The sequence below is a fragment of the Rhizobium sp. L51/94 genome (assembly GCF_019355555.1).
GTDB classification, from domain to species: domain Bacteria; phylum Pseudomonadota; class Alphaproteobacteria; order Rhizobiales; family Rhizobiaceae; genus Rhizobium; species Rhizobium rhododendri.
Map to the genome: position 1 here is coordinate 3,669,434 of NZ_CP072141.1, position 16,686 is coordinate 3,686,119.

At 61.1% G+C, this 16,686-nt stretch carries 15 protein-coding genes and 1 pseudogene; 9 read left to right on the forward strand and 7 right to left on the reverse strand.

Translation table 11 applies throughout. The features are described 5' to 3' along the window. The first annotated feature begins 1 nt into the window (after nucleotide 1). Both J5274_RS17835 and J5274_RS17840 read left to right on the forward strand, forming a co-directional pair. Nucleotides 2–286 (forward strand): CopG family ribbon-helix-helix protein, encoded by a 285-nt coding sequence (locus J5274_RS17835; protein WP_142830625.1) that lies wholly within the window; start codon nucleotides 2–4, stop codon nucleotides 284–286. Then, on the forward strand, nucleotides 283–576 hold the full coding sequence (locus tag J5274_RS17840) for a type II toxin-antitoxin system RelE/ParE family toxin (protein WP_142830624.1): 294 nt from the start codon (nucleotides 283–285) through the stop codon (nucleotides 574–576). The genes J5274_RS17835 and J5274_RS17840 overlap by 4 nt, the downstream gene beginning before the upstream one ends. 3 nt (nucleotides 577–579) lie before the next feature. On the opposite strand, the gene J5274_RS17845 is transcribed toward J5274_RS17840, so the two are convergent. Next, entirely contained in the window at nucleotides 580–864 is a 285-nt protein-coding gene (locus J5274_RS17845; RefSeq protein ID WP_142830622.1) for a YciI family protein, read from the reverse strand. A gap of 125 nt (nucleotides 865–989) precedes the next feature. On the opposite strand from J5274_RS17845, the pseudogene J5274_RS17850 reads away from it, so the two are divergent. Further along, a pseudogene (locus tag J5274_RS17850) lies at nucleotides 990–1,893 on the forward strand (diguanylate cyclase). On the opposite strand, the gene J5274_RS17855 reads toward J5274_RS17850, so the two are convergent. The 3 genes from J5274_RS17855 to J5274_RS17865 are packed head-to-tail and all read right to left on the reverse strand — an operon-like array spanning nucleotide 1,894 to nucleotide 5,574. Then, a complete protein-coding gene (locus J5274_RS17855) occupies nucleotides 1,894–2,571 on the reverse strand; it encodes an aminotransferase class IV family protein (protein ID WP_142830620.1) in 678 nt (225 codons plus the stop codon). Then, nucleotides 2,520–3,677, reverse strand: coding sequence for an aminodeoxychorismate synthase component I (locus tag J5274_RS17860; protein WP_219274704.1), 1,158 nt, complete (start codon nucleotides 3,675–3,677; stop codon nucleotides 2,520–2,522). Before J5274_RS17860 ends, J5274_RS17855 begins: the two co-directional genes overlap by 52 nt. A gap of 40 nt (nucleotides 3,678–3,717) precedes the next feature. After that, nucleotides 3,718–5,574 (reverse strand): M3 family oligoendopeptidase, encoded by a 1,857-nt coding sequence (locus tag J5274_RS17865; RefSeq protein ID WP_142830616.1) that lies wholly within the window; start codon nucleotides 5,572–5,574, stop codon nucleotides 3,718–3,720. 215 nt (nucleotides 5,575–5,789) lie between these two features. On the opposite strand from J5274_RS17865, the gene J5274_RS17870 reads away from it, so the two are divergent. Together J5274_RS17870 and J5274_RS17875 are read left to right on the forward strand one after the other, a co-directional pair. After that, nucleotides 5,790–7,370: a sigma-54 dependent transcriptional regulator gene (locus tag J5274_RS17870; protein ID WP_142830614.1), complete on the forward strand. Its 1,581-nt coding sequence runs from the start codon at nucleotides 5,790–5,792 to the stop codon at nucleotides 7,368–7,370. A gap of 175 nt (nucleotides 7,371–7,545) precedes the next feature. After that, nucleotides 7,546–9,483: a DUF882 domain-containing protein gene (locus J5274_RS17875; protein ID WP_142830612.1), complete on the forward strand. Its 1,938-nt coding sequence runs from the start codon at nucleotides 7,546–7,548 to the stop codon at nucleotides 9,481–9,483. 98 nt (nucleotides 9,484–9,581) lie between these two features. Here J5274_RS17875 and J5274_RS17880 read toward each other — a convergent pair whose 3' ends face one another. The 3 genes from J5274_RS17880 to J5274_RS17890 form a co-directional block, all read right to left on the reverse strand. Further along, nucleotides 9,582–9,836, reverse strand: coding sequence for a DUF2312 domain-containing protein (locus J5274_RS17880; protein ID WP_111222345.1), 255 nt, complete (start codon nucleotides 9,834–9,836; stop codon nucleotides 9,582–9,584). 166 nt (nucleotides 9,837–10,002) lie between these two features. Further along, nucleotides 10,003–10,308 carry a DUF1244 domain-containing protein gene (locus J5274_RS17885; RefSeq protein ID WP_142830610.1) on the reverse strand — a complete coding sequence of 102 codons (306 nt, stop codon included), beginning with the start codon at nucleotides 10,306–10,308 and terminating at the stop codon, nucleotides 10,003–10,005. 10 nt (nucleotides 10,309–10,318) lie between these two features. After that, complete coding sequence (locus J5274_RS17890) at nucleotides 10,319–11,113, reverse strand: N-formylglutamate amidohydrolase (protein ID WP_142830608.1); 795 nt, start codon at nucleotides 11,111–11,113, stop codon at nucleotides 10,319–10,321. A 198-nt stretch (nucleotides 11,114–11,311) separates the two neighbouring features. Between J5274_RS17890 and J5274_RS17895 the strand changes: the two genes are divergently transcribed. The 4 genes from J5274_RS17895 to hemH all read left to right on the forward strand — a co-directional run bounded on the left by J5274_RS17895 (nucleotide 11,312) and on the right by hemH (nucleotide 16,618). After that, nucleotides 11,312–11,797, forward strand: a complete 486-nt coding sequence (locus J5274_RS17895; protein ID WP_111222342.1) for a DUF1036 domain-containing protein — start codon at nucleotides 11,312–11,314, stop codon at nucleotides 11,795–11,797. Beyond that, nucleotides 11,797–13,236, forward strand: coding sequence for a pyruvate kinase (gene pyk, locus J5274_RS17900; RefSeq protein ID WP_111222341.1), 1,440 nt, complete (start codon nucleotides 11,797–11,799; stop codon nucleotides 13,234–13,236). Before J5274_RS17895 ends, pyk begins: the two co-directional genes overlap by 1 nt. A 215-nt stretch (nucleotides 13,237–13,451) precedes the next feature. Further along, nucleotides 13,452–15,458, forward strand: coding sequence for a 5'-nucleotidase C-terminal domain-containing protein (locus J5274_RS17905; protein WP_219274705.1), 2,007 nt, complete (start codon nucleotides 13,452–13,454; stop codon nucleotides 15,456–15,458). Nucleotides 15,459–15,583: 125 nt separating this feature from the next. Continuing rightward, entirely contained in the window at nucleotides 15,584–16,618 is a 1,035-nt protein-coding gene (gene hemH, locus J5274_RS17910; RefSeq protein WP_142830604.1) for a ferrochelatase, read from the forward strand. The last annotated feature ends 68 nt before the right edge of the window (nucleotides 16,619–16,686 follow it).

A 16,686-nucleotide genomic window follows, 5' to 3' on the forward strand; every position in this document is an offset into this window, starting at 1 on the left:
CATGGCTGACAATAAGCTTTTCGTGGATCTGTCCGATGACACGAAGCAGCGGCTGGATCGCCTTTCCAAGGCAATAGATCGCTCCGCAACATCCATCACCGCTGAGGCCCTCGAGCTTTATCTGGCTCAACAGGAATGGCAGATCGCTGCCGTAGACGAGGCCGTTCGCCGTGCAGATCGTGGAGGCTTCGTGTCCCACGAGGCAATAATGTCTTGGCTTGGCTCCTGGGGGACACCGGGAGAACTTCCTGCACCGAACCCGCTCGGCCGTAAGACGGCGCAGTGAACATCATTTGGGCTGAGGCCGCTGTTGCCGATCTGGTGGCCATTCGCGCATTCATAGCCGACCACAATCCTCAGGCGGCAAATAAAGTAGCGGCTAAAATCCTGCACGCGGCCAATCTCCTCAGAGATAAGCCACGCCTCGGACTTAGCACACATGTCGCACATGTTCGGAGGTTGATTGTGCACCAGTCGCCGTATTCCATCATCTATCGGGTAGTTGGACCGGACCTGCAGATCCTGGAGATCTTCGACGGACGGCAATTGGCACCTCGCACCGATGTGAGAGGCTGATCTTTATCCCCTCAACAACTCCAGCCCCTCCACCATCCTCGTCAACGCCACCTCGGTGATCTCGTAGCTGGCGATGCCATGCAGCGTGAACGGGTCGGCGGCGACATAGGCTTCCAGATCGGCGCGCTCACCCTTTGCAAAAATCACGCCGCCGGTGCGCGGTACCTTACGGCCGGACGCGAGAAACCAGCCCCGACTGTAGCCTTCCGCTACCCACTCTATATGTGGCTCCATGAACAGATCGGCATCTTCGTTGCTTTTCAGATAGGTAAGCGAGAGAATGAACATGGGCGACCCCCGGGATTGCGTGCCGCGATGTGACACAGATCGAATAGGTTAAGAACCCCGGCCGTTCACATTCTTTTTAGACGTCAACATGATATCAGCGTCCTATTGGAAACAGGAAGACCGGAATGGACCTCATGTCTGAACGGTTTGCTGCGCTTCTGTCGACGAGCGCGGCACTGATTGCCGTCTGACGAAGCCGATCGGCTACGCTTTGCCAACGATGCCTTTCGGTCGGCATTCGCGCTCACTGCGGAGGAAACGTCGCTCTGGTCGGAGTTGATGCGCCGCAATACGTTGGCCGGCCTCGGCACAGTGATCCGCTCTCCCGATTTCGAATCATGGCTGGTCTCAGCACAGTCGCGCCGCGGCAAGATCCCGTTCCGCAGCTTCGAAACGGATCTCGTCGACGGTCGCTGGCTGTGGATGAACGAGACTGTCGAGGAAAACGGCTGGATGCTCTGCGTCGCCACCGACATCACCCACATCAGAACGAGCGAGCGCAACCTGCGCCAGGACCGTGATTTCGCCCTGCGTGCGTCGCAGACGGACGAACTGACGAGCATTTCCAACCGGCGCTTCATGATGGCGGCCCTGGACGAACTTGTCCGCCGCCAGGCAGGCGCCCGGCCGATGATGAGTTGCGCCTGCATCATCGATCTCGATTTCTTCAAATGCATCAACGACCGTTTCGGCCACCAGACCGGCGACGACGTCCTCATCGATTTCGCACGCCGCGTCCACGTGCTGGTGCGAAGGCACGATAGTTTTGGCCGCATCGGCGGCGAGGAATTCATGCTGTTGATGCCCGATACCGATCTTGCCGAAGGCGAGGCGATTATCGGTCGTGTCTTGCAAACCGTGCGGCAGGCCCGACCGATCGTCTCCGACCCGTCCTTTTCCTACACCTGCTCGGCGGGCCTTGTGCAACTTCGTGCGGGTGAAACGACACGCGAAATCTATTCAAAGGCAGATGCGGCACTTTACGTCGCCAAGCGGGCCGGCCGCGACCAGCTGAAAAGCGTCGCCTAGCTAGTCCGACACCAGCACAGCAGGGATAAGCCCGCGCAAAGAATTGCCAACGAAGAGTTTGCCTCTGTCGACATCGGCGAGGGTGAGCCGAGAGGTCCGGGCTTTGCGCGTGCAGATCAATTCGCTGCGCAACACGCCGGCCAGCAGGCCGCAGGCAATCGGCGGCGTCAGCAGCATGCCGGAGCCGTCGTCGACGAAAATCGAGGTAATGGTGCCTTCGCAAACGTCGCCCTTCTCGTTGAGCAACAGAACTTCATCGGCCTCGTCAGGGCTGAATTCGGCACGGGCGCGGTCATAGACCCCGCGTCGCGTAGTTTTCGCACGAAGCAGCTTGTTGCCGGAATCGAGACGTGTGGCGGCGATGCGGATCCGCCACGTCACATCGGCAGCCAAAGGCACAAAACCGGCCGTGGTAACCGCAACACTGCCGGTACGATTCATCGTCAGGCGGACACGCTGCGGGCCGGATGCGTCGCAAACGGCCGCGTCAAGCGCCGCTTCCACCTGCCCCGGTGCCGCAAAACCAAGGCGTCGGGCAGAACGCTGCAGCCGCGCCAGATGCAGCTTCAACCTGACGAAGCCGAGGCCCGGCTCGTAGCGCAGGGTTTCGATCAGCGAGAAATCATCTACCGGGCGATCCACGCGTCCCCCACGGCAAACCGCGCCTTCAGCAGGCATTCCGCGTACTCCGCCTCGGCAGTCGAATCGAAGACGATACCGCCGCCGACGTTGAAGACGCCCCTGAAATCGTCGAACAGCGTGATCGTCCGGATGGCTACGGAAAAGCGCATGGCACCATCAGGTGCAATCATGCCGATAGCACCGCAATAGGCGTTGCGCGGCCCGACCTCCAGCCCATGGAGGATTTCCATCGCCCACATTTTTGGCGCGCCGGTGACCGAGCCGCACGGAAAAAGCGCGGCAAAGATATCCCGGATCGACAGGTCAGGAAGGAGCTTTGCCTGGACGGAACTGACCATCTGATGGACGGTCGGATAGCTCTCGATATCGAAAAGCCTCGGCACCTCGACGCTGCCTGTCTCTGCGATCAGCGAAATGTCGTTGCGCAGGAGATCGACGATCATCCGGTTTTCAGCCTGGGTCTTGCCGTCCTGGCGCATCGCCTCGACGATGGCGGAGTCTTCGTCCGGCGTCAGTCCGCGCGGCGCCGTCCCCTTCATTGGACGGGTTTCGATCCAGCCGTCGGCGTCGACACGGAAAAACAGTTCCGGCGAGCGCGACAGGATGACCGGGCCGGCGAGATCGACAAGTGCTCCATACTTGACCGGCTGTCGTTCGATCAGCGACCAGAAGGCGGCGCGTGGATCGCCATTCCAGCGCGCCTCGATCGGCATCGTCAGGTTACCTTGGTAGCAGTCACCGTTCCGGATGTGGCGGTGAAGCTGGTCGAAGCTCTTCCGATAGGCGGCAAAATCCCATGCGGCCTTCGGATCCGTCAGAAAGGCTTCGTTTTCAAGGCGACGCTGCGGCTGCGAGAGCGGATGGTCCGCAGCTGCCGGTCCGTCGAAGATCCCGAAAACCATCAGCGGCGTCCGGCGTCCCTCGGCGATCAGCGGCGCGAGCCTATCCTCGAAGACGAAGCCCGCCTCATAGGCCATGTAGCCGGCCAGCCAACGACCGGCCGCCTTCTCCCGCTGCATCCGCGCCAGACCGGCCAGCACCTCGGCGCCCGTATGCGCGACGATCACATCCAGGGGTTCGGCAAACAGCATCACCCGGCCGGTGGTATCGTCTCGGAAAAGGACTGATGCGGTGCTGGCCATGTGTGCGGCGTGGTTTGTCCTGCGTTTACGCTTCGTTGTTTTATGACTCGTCCAGTGCCTCGAGTTCGTCGATAAGCCCCTCGATCATCGAAAGCCCCCTCGCCCAGAACGACGGATCGGTGGCATCGAGGCCGAACGGCTTCAGCAGTTCGGAATGATGTTTGGTGCCGCCAGCCTTCAGAAGCTCGAAATACTTGTCCTGGAACCCCGGTTCTGCCTTCTGGTAGACGGCATAGAGCGAATTGACCAGGCAATCGCCGAAGGCATAGGCATAGACGTAGAAGGGCGAATGGATGAAGTGCGGGATATACGTCCAGTAGGTCTCGTAGCCCTCGGAGATGCGGATCGCCGGCCCGAGGCTTTCCTCCTGCACGGACAGCCAGAGCGCCCCGATATCCTCCGACGTCAGCTCGCCGGCCTTGCGCGCAGTGTGCAGCTTACGTTCGAATTCGTAGAAAGCGATCTGGCGCACGACCGTGTTGATCATGTCCTCGACCTTCTGGGCGAGCATCGCCTTGCGCTCGCGCTTGTCAGTGGTCTTTTCCAGAAGAGCCCGGAAGGTCAGCATCTCGCCGAAGACCGAGGCGGTTTCGGCCAGCGTCAGCGGCGTCTGGCACATCAATGCGCCCTGCCCGCCGGCCAGCACCTGATGCACGCCGTGGCCGAGCTCATGGGCAAGGGTCATCACGTCGCGCGGCTTGCCGAGGTAGTTGACCAGCACATAAGGATGGGCGGAAGGCACTGTCGGATGGGCAAACGCGCCCGGCGCCTTGCCGGGCCGCACCGGCGCATCGATCCACTGCTCGTCGAAGAAGCGGCGGGCGATTGCGGCCATCTCAGGTGCAAAGTCATTGTAGGCCGACAGCACCGTCTCCTTGGCGTCGCCCCAGGGAATCAGGACATTCGAGGTCTCCGGCAACGGCGCGTTGCGGTCCCAGAAATCCATCTGCTCCATGCCGAGCCACTTGGCCTTCATCTTGTAATAGCGGTGCGACAGGCGCGGATAGGCATCACGAACCGCAGCGGCCAGCGCATCGACGACCTCGCGCTCGACCCGGTTGGCAAGATGCCGGCTGTCGGCGATGTCCTTGAAACCACGCCAGCGGTCGGAAATGTCCTTGTCCTTGGCGAGCGTGTTTGTAATCAGTGTGAAGACCCGCAGATTAGCCTTGAAGGTGGCGGCCAGCGCCATGGCGGCTTTCTTGCGGACTGCCGTGTCGGGATCCTGCAGCAGGTTGAGCGTCATCTCCAGCGGCAACATCTCGCCGTCGATCTCGAAGCGCAGCTCGGCCATGGTCTCGTCGAACAGACGATTCAAGGCGGCTGCCGACGTCATCGACTTTTCGAGGAACAGTTGCTCGATCTTGTCCTCGAGCTGGTACGGCTTGTCCTGGCGCAGATCGACCAGCCACGGGCGATAGTGGCCGGCTTCAGGATCGTTCTGCATACAGGCATCGATCAGCACGTCGTCGAGCCGGTTGAGCTCCAGCGCGAAGAACAGCAGGTGCGAACTGGCTTCGGTGATCTTCGCCTGCACATCGCCGTAGAGCTTGCCGTTGGCCGGATTGCTGGTGTCGGAAAAATAAGTCAGGCCGGCGAAGGAGGCGATCCGGCCCATGAGGTCGTCGAGCGCCTCGTATTCGCGCAGCGCCGCACCGATACCTGCATCGCCCGTGCTCATCGCCGCAGTGCCGAGCTTCCCCTTCCACTTTTCCGCGAACGCAACCGACGCGGTGGCAGCCTTTTCCATGTCGGCGAGAAACGCCGAAGACGTTGCCGAGGGATAGAGATCCGCAAGCTTCCAGACGGGCAGATCGCCAAGTGCTGCATCCGCAGGTGCTTTGACGGAAATGTCGGCCGAAAGGTTAAGAAAGGCGTGGAGCGAATGGCGGCTCATGGGCAGTTATCCTCTGCTTTCCTGGTCTGGCACGGTCACCTGTCGTGTCTAATTGGCCCTAACGATGGCGGCAAGCCGATTTTCTCGGCGAAATCACTGCCTCGGACCAAAGTTGTGCTGATCGTGCATTGATTAAAATGCCGTTATTTCTCAGAACTGGATGTTCAATCCTGTCTGCCAAAATCACCTCAAGTTTCGCATGAGGTGAGGCACCAATGACCATACATAATGACGCCAAGGTCGGCGCGCAAATTCTCATCGTTGAGGATGATCCGGTCCAGCGCCGGCTTCTGAAGAATGCTGTCGAGCGGCATGGCTATGCCACGCTGCTGGCCGAGAACGGTCGGCTCGGGCTACAGGTCCTCAAAGAGAACAGTGGCCGCGTCAATGTCATCGTGCTCGATCTGATGATGCCGGAGATGGGCGGGCTGGAATTTCTGGCAGCCCTTCACGAGATGGGCACCGACATACCGGTCATAGTCCAGACGGGCCAGGGCGGCATTGAAACCGTGGTGCAGGCGATGCGCGCCGGCGCTTTCGATTTCGTCGTCAAGCCGGTTTCGCCCGAACGCATCGCAAGCGCCATTCACGGCGCCCTGAAGCTCGACCAGCGCGAAGCCAAAGCGCGGGCCGGCCGCAAGACGCGCTCCGGCAGTATCAGCTTCGACGACATCATCTCCGCCAGTCCGGCGATGATCCGCATCACCGACCTCGCCCAGCGGGCGGCGCTTTCGAACATCCCCGTGGTGCTCGAGGGCGAATCCGGCGTCGGCAAGGAATTGGTGGCACGCGCCATCCAGTCGGCCAGCGACCGCGCCAACAAGCCTTTCATCACCGTCAACTGTGGCGCCATACCCCACAACCTCGTCGAAAGCATCCTCTTCGGCCACGAAAAGGGTGCGTTCACCGGCGCCACAGAGCGCCATGTCGGCAAGTTCATGGAAGCCGATGGCGGCACGCTGTTCCTCGACGAAGTCGGCGACCTGCCGATCGAGGTGCAAGTGAAGCTGCTGCGCGCCGTACAGCAGGGCGAAATCGAAACGATCGGCGCCCGCACGACGCAAAAAGTCAATGTCAGGCTGATCTCCGCCACCAACAAGGACCTTATCGAGGAAGTGAAGGCAGGGCGTTTCCGCGAGGATCTCTATTATCGCCTCAACGTCTTCCCGATCACAATGCCGGCGCTGCGCCGGCGCAAGGAAGATATCCCGCATCTGGTGCGCGTCTTCGTCGAGCGCTTTTCCGCCGAGCAGAAGATCGGTCACACGCTCGGTATCAGCGCCGGCGCCATGGCGCTGCTGACTGCCTACGACTGGCCCGGCAATATCCGCCAGCTCGAAAACGCCATCTTCCGCGCCGTCGTCCTGGCGCAGGGCTCCGATCTGGTCGAAGCGGATTTTCCGCAGATCGCCGCTCAACTGCCCGGCTACCTAACCTCGGAACAGATGGCTGCCGGCGGCATCTCCAGGCGTGCCATGGGCGAAGGCGGTCTTTCGCTCGTGGGCGGGCGCGAATCGGACCACGTCGAGAGCGTCACAAACGAATCACCGGCGCCCCAACCGGCTGAAACAGCCGACGTTTCAGTTCCCGACAATCAGATCGCCAGCACCGGCCCGTCCGGCGAAGTGCGGAAACTGGCCGACGTAGAGGAGGAATTGATTCGTTTTGCACTGAAATTTTACCGCGGCCAGATGAGCCAGGTAGCCCGAAAACTAGGCATTGGCCGCTCTACCCTCTACCGCAAATTGAAGGATTACGGTATAGATCCGGACGACCCGCAGAAAAACGCTGCCTGATCGCTTTCTTAACGTTCGGGCAAGCATATTCCGTTACTGGTCGTAAAGCTCTTGTTAGTGGATCGTTCACTATGTAAGAAGTGGTTGAACATGTGTGGCATTTTTGCCATCGTGTGACCGCAATTGACAGACATTTGGAACGTTATGCGGCATTTGCTGTCGGACGGGGATCGACTTGCAGAAACTGAATGGGAATTCCAAGCGTAATGGCTTGAACTGGCGCACCGTATGTTCGGATATTTGCGTGAAGACGGCCAAGGCGCTTGCCATTGGTGCGGTCGCCATCGCAGTTTCGACGCCGGTCTTCGTGGGTTCACCTTCACAGGCGGAAGGCGAAACGCGCAGCCTTAAGATCTATTACGTCCATACGGGCGAAAAGGCAGTCATCACCTACAAGCGCAATGGCAAGTTTGACCCGCGTGGTCTTGAACAGCTCAACCGCATCCTGCGCGACTGGCGCAAGAACCAGCCGACAAAGATGAACCCCCGGCTTTTCGACCTGATCTGGGAAGTTTATCGCGAGAGCGGTTCGCATGAATTCATCAACGTAGTCTGCGGCTTCCGCTCGCCCGATACAAACGAGATGCTGCGCACCCGCAATGCCCACACCGGCGTCGCGAAGAAGAGCCAGCACATGCTCGGCAACGCGATGGATTTCTACATTCCCGACGTTAAGCTCGCCAAGCTGCGCGAACTCGGCATGAAATTGCAGACCGGCGGCGTCGGCTACTATCCGACATCGGGCTCGCCTTTCGTTCACATGGACGTCGGCGGCGTTCGCGCCTGGCCGCGCATGGACCGCCAGGACCTTGTCCGCCTGTTCCCGAACGGCAAGACGATGCACATCCCGGCCGACGGCAAGCCGCTTCCGGGCTACGACCAGGCAGTCGCCGACTACAAGCGCCGCATGTCTTCAGACGATATCCAGGTTGCCAGCGTTTCGCCCACCAAGCATCGCGGCTTCTTCGCGACGCTGTTTGGCGGCGGCGGGGCTGACGAGGCCGAAGACAATTCCGATGCCGAATCCACGCCGACCAAGGCAGTGGCGACGACAACGTCCACGCCGCGCCAGCAGGCACCGGCAGTCGTCCAGCCAACGGATGACGAAGAAGCACCTCGGACCGCCGTGGCGAGCCTCAATGCGCCGATCCCGGCCGTCCGGCCTTCGTTCGGTAACCTGGCCGGTGGCAGCGATGTCGCTTCTGCGCTGGTCTCGCCAAACCATAGCGCCGCCCAGGATGCGCTCTCCGCAGCCCTGCCGGCAAACGGCTCCTCCTCCCTGCCGCAGTATACGGACCTGAGTTCGTTCAGCGTGCCCGTGCCATCGCTGCTTGGCCAGAGACGCGCACCCGGCGATGCCGAAACGCAGACGGCGTCGGCCGATCCGCTTAATTCCGAGGCCGGTTCGCAACTGTCGTCCGTCCCGGTTCCGGTGGAGCGTCCTGCCGTGGCTGAAAACCTTCTGGCTTCGGCGCAATCGGATACCGATGCCGAGGAAGACAATGCGGATGAAAATGCGCTTTCGCCTTCGGTCGTTGCCGCGCTCGAGCAGCATCGCAAGGACGAGGAAGTGCTGAATGCGCTTGCCGCAACGCCGATGCCGCCGGCAGCCCAGGCAATCGCCTCGGTGACACCGCAGGTGGTTCCGACACAGCGGCCGGCCCAGCAGCGCCCGACGACGTCGGTACCGATGCAGATGGCGGCACTGGCTCCACAGATGAAGATCGCCCCGTCGGCCAATAATGTCCGCTTCTACGATGCCTTCGATGCGCCGACCGCCGATGACAGCAATATCGCCGCAGGTATCCCGACAAAAGGCGGACGCCCCAGCAAGAAGGACGCAGTTGTCGCAACAGCAGGCCGCGCCACCCTTCGCACTGAACCGAAGCTGACCGAGAAGATGGTCGAGCATTGGGCTCTCAGCAACGCCCGCCTCGAAACCGCGAGCCGCCCGGTAAAGGCTCCGCGTTTCGTCAGCCAGCAGCTGCGCGCCCAGCCAACCACCGTCTACACCGAAGGCTTCAAGCAGCAGACCGCCGCCATCGATCCTGAGCGCTTCAACGGCTCCGCCGTCAACTTCCTGCCGGTCAAGAAGTTCGATACGCTGCAGTAGAGACCATCAAAAAATCCCATAAAGAAAACCCGCCGGATCGCTCCGGCGGGTTTTCTGTTTGAACGCTAAAGTGCTTTCTGGAGAAAGCCCCGACCGGGCTATTCCATGCCCAGTGCGGCCATGTAGGTCTGCAGGATGGTTTCTTCTTCCATGCGCTCGTTGGCGTCTTTCTTGCGCAGACGAATGATGGTGCGGATGGCCTTGGTGTCGTAACCGCGGCCCTTGGCTTCGCCCATGACATCCTTGATATCGCCGCTGATCGCTGCTTTTTCTTCTTCCAGACGCTCGATGCGTTCGATGAACTGCTTCAGTTCGGCGGCCGCGACCGGCTCTGCGCCCATTACTTCACTCATGGATTTCTTTCCTCGCTAGACAGATGATGCGGGCCGTTAAACGCAAGCAGCTGGCTGACAGCCGTGTCGACGGCAGGCGCCGCTTGTGGGACGGACGGGTGGTTTGATCGCGGGATGACGTGCCGCGAACGGCGCTGGAGGTCAAGCCGATTTGCTAAAGGTTGACCTATTCTTTTGGCTTGCTGGTTTCAAACGCAGCCTTTTGCACAGGCGTCGCCTCGATTTGGTGGAGGCTCTGCCACTCTTCGTAGGGCATGCCGTAGATGATCTCGCGCGACTGCTCCTTGCTGAGCGGCACGCCGTGCTCATTGGCCGCCTCGCCATACCAGCGCGACAGACAGTTGCGGCAGAAACCGGCAAGGTTCATCAGGTCGATGTTCTGCACGTCGCTGCGCTCGGCGAGATGAGCGACCAGCCTTCGAAAGGCGGCAGCTTCGAACTCGGTCTGCTGTTCCTTGCTGAGTTCGGTCATTGTTGTCTCCTTAAGCCGTTGGATAGGGGCCGGTGCGTGACGGAAACACCTTGTACTCGTGCAACGCAGGATCGGCATTCATGGCCGCGAAGATCGGTGCCAGCCGGTCGGCCCAGGCCGCAATGCCTTCGGCATCGCCAATCAGGTCCTGGCGCACTTCCAGAAGCGTGTGCGGAATGCCGGTCACCATGCAATGCCGATAGAGCGTATCGCCGCGCAGCGCACCGTCATAGGGTTCGTTGTCGCCGACAACCAGGCCTTCGGCCCGCAGCATGGAGAGCAGCGGCAGGACGGCGCGATCGTCGGTGTCCCAGAGGACCGCCGCATGCCAAGGCCGCGGCACACCCTTCCAGGCGGGCGTATAGGAATGCAGCGACAACACCAGCGGCGCCTTCCCGCTTTCAGCCGCTACACTGGCGATCACCTCCGCCACGGCATCGTGATAGGGACGGTGATAGGTGGCAATGCGGTTCATCCATTCGGCGTCCGAAATCGGGTGATTGCCGGGAATGATCGCGCCATCGGAGATTTTCATGATCAGCGTCGGATCGTCTTCACCGCGATTGGGATCGATCAGCAGGCGCGAAAAACCACTGAGCACGGCGGGCACGCCCAGCATGTGCGACAGCCTCCGGCACAGATCCTCGACGCCTATGTCATAGGCGATATGCCGCTCGAAAGCAGCGGCTGGCAAACCGAGCTGATTGTAATGTGGCGGCAGCCGGTTCATGGCGTGATCGCCGAGGATCACCATGCCCCTGTCACGATTGCCGTCTAGGATTTCGAAAGCGTCGAAGTCATGCATGCGCGGGTGCTGCCAGCCTCATTTCGGTCCGCTGCTTGATCGCATGCAGGACGTCGAGGTGCAAGGTTTGCATGATATCGTGGCGGGTTTGGGGTTGCCGATGACAATGGCGTGAACGAATATAATCGATTAGCATTGCGTTGACATTCCGGGGATGGCAGCGCAAGAAGACGGGAGAACGAATAATCATGGAGCCCATTGGAAGCAGTGTCCAGCCAAGTCGCGCCCAGTTTCGTTAAGCGGTCAAATCCGCTCGTCAAGCTCGCCCTTTTTGCCCTGGCCGCAGCCTCGCCGTTTATCCTGCCGAATGTTGCCCTTGCGGATTTCCGCGTGTGCAACGGCACGCAAAACCTGGTCGGCGTAGCCATCGGCTACCGTGCAAAGCAGGGTTGGGTGACGGAAGGATGGTGGCAGGTCCCAGCCACCACATGTGCCACTCTGATCGAAGGTCCGTTGCAGTCACGTTATTATTATCTCTACGCTGAGGACGCTGCCCGTGGTGGCCGCTGGACTGGCGACGTGGAAATGTGCGTGGCTGAAAACGAGTTCAAGATCGAGGGCGTCAAGGACTGCTACGCACGCGGTCACCAGAAAATGGGATTCAAGGAATACGACACGGGGAGGCAGGCGAGCTGGATGGTTCAGTTGTCCGACACCCCGGGAAGCCAAGAAAGCCAGAATTGATGAAACGCAATAGAAACGTCAAAATCCTCGCCACACTCGGTCCCGCTTCTTCTGACGAAGCGATGATCCAGAAGCTTCATGAAGCAGGCGCCGATCTGTTCCGCATCAACATGAGCCATTCCAGCCATGAGATGATGCGCACGCTGGTGTCTCGAATCCGCGCTGTCGAAGCCCGCTGCGGCCGGCCGATCGGCATTCTCGCCGACTTGCAGGGACCAAAGCTGCGCGTCGGCAAGTTCGCCGACACCAAGGTCACGCTCGTCCCCGGCCAGACCTTCACGCTCGACGGCAACGATACGCCCGGCGACAACAAGCGCGTCTTCCTGCCGCATCCGGAAATTCTGGAATCGGTGAAGGCCGGCGACCGCCTGCTGATCGACGATGGCAAGTTGCACCTGCGCGCGGAAACATGCGACGGCAAGACGATTGTCACCAAGGTCATTTCCGGAACCACGATTTCCGACCGCAAGGGCGTCAGCCTTCCCGACACCCTGCTGACCGCAGGCGTGCTCACCGACAAGGACCGCGCCGACCTCGACGCCGTTCTCGCAGTCAACGATGTCGACTGGGTTGCCCTGTCGTTCATCCAGCGCCCGGAAGACCTCACGGAAGTCCGCGAGATCGCCCAGGGCCGCGTTGGCCTGATGTCGAAGATCGAAAAGCCGCAGGCCATGGAGCGGATCGACGAGATCATCGAACTCTCCGACGCCCTGATGGTTGCCCGTGGCGACCTTGGCGTTGAAATGCCGCTCGAAGCCGTTCCCGGCATCCAGAAGCAGCTCATCCGCGCCTGCCGCAAGGCCGGCAAGCCGGTCGTCGTCGCCACGCAGATGCTGGAATCGATGATTTCGGCTCCGGTACCGACCCGCGCCGAAGTCTCGGACGTTGCTACCGCCGTCTTCGAAGGCGCCGATGCTGTCATGCTGTCGGCAGAATCTGCCTCCGGCGATTATCCGATCGAAGCCGTCGCCACCATGGCGTCGATTGCCCGCACCATCGAGCGCGAGCCGCATTATCCGGGCATCATCTACGCCCAGCGCCCGCAGCCTGAAGCAACCGGCGCCGACGCTATTTCGCTGGCCGCCCGCCAGATTGCCGAAACGCTGAAGCTGACAGCTATCGTCTGCTACACATCGTCCGGCGGCACCGGCCTGCGTACCTCGCGCGAGCGTCCGAACGTGCCGATCCTGGCGCTTTCGCCGAGCGTACAGACAGCCCGCCGCCTCTCCGTCGTCTGGGGCCTGCACTGCGTCGTCACCCACGATGCGACCGACCTCGACGACATGGTCAACCGCGCCTGCCGCATCGTCGTTGCGGAAGATTTCGGCAAGCCCGGCGACCGCGTGATCATCTCGGCCGGCGTTCCGCTCGGAACACCGGGCGCCACCAACATGCTGCGTCTGGCCTACATCGGCTCGGACGGACAGGGCGGCATCTGATCGATAGCCTCCGATAAAAACGAGCCCGCTGCCTTGAAAAAAAGGCGGCGGGCTTTTTTCATGCCTGCGACCCGCCGACTTTCGAGGCGGCAGTGTCGCCTTCACGGGTTGCACCGGAGCCAGAACATCATCATTGTACGGCTGCCATAAAGAGGCTCTAGGAGAGACGGCGGGGGGCTGCGCCGCAGCGCGACTTTGCCAAACAGGAGAGAGAGATGAGGAAAACCGCCAGGTTCGGTCTTTTGACCATTGCGGTGGTGGCGCTCAGCGCCGGCACGGCCTTTGCCGACTATCAGCTCAATATTCTGCACATCAACGACTTCCACTCCCGCGACGAGTCGATCAACAAATTCGACGCCACCTGCTCGGCAGACGAAGAGAGCAAGAACGAATGCTTCGGCGGCGCAGCCCGGCTGAAGACGGAAATCGACCTGCGCCGCAAGGCGCTCGAAGGCCAGAACGTCATCCTTCTCGACGCCGGCGACAATTTCCAGGGCTCGCTTTTTTACACGACCTACAAGGGCCAGGCAGAGGTGGAACTGCTGAATGCCATGAAGTTCGACGCGATGACCGTCGGCAACCATGAATTCGACGATGGCGAAAGCGCACTGGCGCCGTTCCTCGACAAGGTCCAGTTCCCGGTACTCGGCGCCAACGTGCTGACCGATTCGGAATCGAAACTCGGCGAGCGCATCAAGAAATCAATCGTGCTGGATGTCGGCGGACAAAAGATCGGCATCGTCGGCGTCGTCACCACGGATACGCCTGCCCTTGCCTCGCCCGGGCCGCACGTCAAGATCACCGATGACGCCCAGGCGATCAACGCCGAAGTCGACCTGCTGAAGTCGCAGGGCGTCAACAAGATCGTCGCGCTCACCCATGTCGGCTACCACAGGGACCTGGACGCGATTGCCAAGATCCCCGGCGTCGACGTCGTCGTCGGTGGCCATTCGCACACGCTGCTGTCGAACACCGACCCGAAGGCGGAAGGCCCCTACCCGACCATGGTCGACAATCCCGGCGGCTACAAGGTCCCGGTCGTCACAGCCGCATCATACAGCCGATATCTCGGCGACATCGTCATCACCTTCGACGACAACGGCGTCGTCAAGGAAGCCAAGGGCGACCCCATCCTGCTCGATTCCTCGGTGACCCCTGATCCGGCCATGCTTGCCCGGGTCCAGGAGTTGGCAAAGCCGATTGCCGAGGTGCGCAAGAAGGTCATTGGCAAGTCCGAAGGCCCGATCGAGGGCGCTCGCGAAGTCTGCCGGGCGCAGGAATGCTCGATGGGCAATCTCGTCGCCGATGCGATGCTCGACCGCACCAAGGCGCAAGGAATCAGCATCGCCATCCAGAACGCCGGTGGCCTGCGGGCCTCCATGCCTTCGGGCAATCTGACCATGGGCGATGTCCTCACCGTGCTGCCCTTCCAGAACACTGTCGCCACATTCCAGCTGACAGGCGCCGACGTGGTCGCAGCACTGGAAAACGGCCTTAGCCAGATCGCCGACGGGGCCGGCCGCTTTCCGCAGGTGTCGGGCATCAAATACACCTTCGACAAGACCAAGCCCGCCGGCAGCCGCGTCGTTTCGGTCGAAGTCATGGAGGGCGACCGCTACGTGCTGCTAGATCCGAAGAAGACCTACGGCGTCGTTTCCAACAACTACATGCGCTCCGGCGGAGACGGCTATACGGTGTTCTCGACCAAGGGCCAGAATGCCTACGACTTCGGTCCCGATCTCGAGCAGGTCGTTGCCGACTACCTGGCTGCCCACAATCCGTACAAGCCCTACCTCGACGGCCGCGTGACGCAGGTGGCCGCCGCCTCGCCCAGCGCCCAGCCGGACGTGGTCAAGCCGACAGACACTCAGATCGCTCCCTCTGGCGAGAAGCCGGCTGAAAAGCCGACGGTAGCAACCACGCCGACACCCGCGCCGATCACTCCGCCGCCTGCAGCGTCGACCACCACAGCGGCTTCACCGACACCGCCAGCTCCGGCACCGGCACCGCCGCCCGCCGCGAACCCGCCGGTTGCTGCAGAGCCAAGCGCCAAACCGAAGCTTCCGACGACCCACGTGATTGCCGCCGGCGATACGCTCTGGGATCTGGCCCAGACGTTTTACGGCGATGGCGCCGACTGGAAAAAGCTCGCCGCCGCAAACCGCCATGCGAGCCCGCGTCGCCTCTTGGTCGGCCGCGAACTGCAGGTTCCGGCCAAATAACGCATCAGGCCATCGCCAACTACCGGTCCGGACTTTCCGGACCGGTTTGTTTCTACGACGTTTGAACCGATCCGCCGGCACTGCGTAGAACGGGTAACAATTTTTGAAATGAACGGACATTTGCCATGACGATAGACGTTTCCGCCCTCCCGCCAGGCCACCCGCCAGTATCGATCGGCAAAGTCGGCGTCCTGATTGTCAACCTCGGCACACCCGATGGCACCGATTACAAATCGATGCGCCGTTATCTGCGCGAGTTCCTGAGCGACAAGCGCGTCATCGAATGGTCGCGCTTCCTCTGGTATCCGATCCTCTACGGCATCGTTCTCAACACCCGCCCCGGCAAGGTCGGCAAGGCCTACGAGCAGATCTGGAACAAGGATCTGAACGAAAGTTACCTGCGCACATACACGCGCAACCAGGCAACCCGCCTCAGCGAAGCGCTGAAGGACCTGCCCAACGTCACCGTCGACTGGGGAATGCGCTACGGCCAGCCATCGATCGCATCCCGCATCGACGCGCTGAAAGCTGCCGGCTGCGACCGCATCCTGCTTTTCCCGCTCTATCCTCAATATGCCGCCGCAACGACGGCGACCGTCAACGACAAGGCTTTCGAGACGCTGCTGAAGATGCGCTGGCAGCCGGCACTTCGCACCGTGCCGCCCTACCACGACGACCCGGCCTACATCGAGGCGCTGGCGAACTCGGTGACCAACCATCTGGCAACGCTCGACTGGGAGCCGGAGATTATCATCACGTCGTTCCACGGCATCCCGATGTCCTACTTCAAGAAGGGCGATCCCTACCACTGCGCCTGCATGAAGACCGCCCGGTTGCTGCGCGAACGGCTCGGTTTCTCCAAGGAAAAGCTGATGATCACCTTCCAGTCGCGCTTCGGTCCGGAGGAATGGCTGCAGCCCTATACCGACAAGACTGTCGAGCGGCTGGCCAAGGAGGGCGTCAAGCGCATTGCCGTCATGAACCCGGGCTTCGTCTCGGATTGTCTGGAGACACTGGAAGAAATTGCCGGAGAGGCAATGGAGATCTTCCATCACGCCGGCGGCGAAAAATTCTCCCACATTCCATGCCTGAACGACAGCCCAGGCGGCGTCGCCGTGCTGGAAAAGGTCATCCGTCGTGAACTGCAGGGCTGGGCCTGAGGCTTGCAAGAGGCCGAGTCCATGCTCAGGAGACGCCCTGTCGGTCGATCTTATTCCCGTGGATCGAC